The following is a 1138-nucleotide window of genomic DNA, read 5'->3' as shown; positions in this document are numbered from 1 at the left end:
CTCTGTCCACCAAGTTCACACTCCGATTCAGACTCATCCCTCCATATCCACATAGGCAATGTATCAATTGAGATTAAAGAAAATTTTAATCGTACACTTTTGCAAGAAGTATTGGAGATTTTACAAAATCATGTTAAGTAAAGCACCAATTGATCAGGTTTACTTGGCTTGTGGTCCAACGGATCTACGTAAGTCGGTTGATGGATTAGCTGCAATTGTTCAGTTGAGCTTTCAACTAGATCCCTTTTCATCCAATCTCTTTGTGTTCTGCAATCGCAAACGCGACAAATTAAAAATCCTTCACTGGGATCACAACGGGTTTTGGTTATATTATCGCCGTTTGGATGAAGGACTCTTCCATTGGCCTAATCAACAAACAGCTACTCCATTGAAAATTAGTCAGCGACAATTAAATTGGTTACTTGATGGGCTTCCAATTGAACAAAAAGAAGCCCATCCAAAAATTGAAGCAAAATTTATCATTTAGCGAGAGTTGATATATCATATCTGCTCTCCTTATGGTACTATTGTTCACATGGAAAATAATACGACTCAACTACAAGATACAATTAAAGAGCTCGAAACAAAAAATGCGGATTTAGAAAAACAAAAAGAAGTTCTAGAGGCAAAAATTAAATGGTTGGAAGAACAGTTCCGACTTAGCCAACAAAAGAAATTTGGGGCTTCTAGTGAAAAATCAAATCCCAATCAACTCGAACTTAACCTTTTTAACGAAGCTGAATTATCAGTAGATGAAAAGGTTGAAGAACCTACACTTGAAACGATTGCATACCAACGAAAAAAGTATGTAGGTCAACGAGATGCGAAACTTGAAAACTTGCCTACGGAAACGATCCATTATCGTTTATCCGATATAGAGCAGGTTTGTTTGTGTTGCGGTGAATCTGTTCATGAAATGAGTACAGAAACTAGACGTGAACTAAAAATCGTTCCTGCACAAGTTACGGTGATTGAACATGTTCAACATATATATAGCTGCAGGCATTGTGAGCGTGAAGGAATTGAAACTCCAATTGTTAAAGCTAAGATGCCTTCGGCAGTCTATCCAAAAAGTCTCGCTTCTCCTACTTCAATGGCCTATATCATGAATCAAAAATACGTAGAAGGAATGCCTTTG

2 protein-coding genes are annotated in these 1138 nt (G+C 37.4%); both read left to right on the top strand.

The features are described from left to right. Window positions 1–130 precede the first annotated feature (130 nt). Window positions 131–487 carry an IS66 family insertion sequence element accessory protein TnpB gene (gene tnpB, locus CD30_RS19080; protein ID WP_036180809.1) on the top strand — a complete coding sequence of 119 codons (357 nt, stop codon included), beginning with the start codon at window positions 131–133 and terminating at the stop codon, window positions 485–487. A 48-nt stretch (window positions 488–535) separates the two neighbouring features. Further along, window positions 536–1138, top strand: a 603-nt coding sequence (locus CD30_RS19075) for an IS66 family transposase zinc-finger binding domain-containing protein (RefSeq protein ID WP_036180806.1), incomplete at its 3' end; no start/stop codon positions are given.

Source organism: Ureibacillus massiliensis 4400831 = CIP 108448 = CCUG 49529 (assembly GCF_000772965.1).
GTDB lineage: Bacteria > Bacillota > Bacilli > Bacillales_A > Planococcaceae > Ureibacillus > Ureibacillus massiliensis.
Note: the sequence above shows the minus strand (reverse complement) of the source record. Positions and strands in the feature narration are given on the sequence as shown.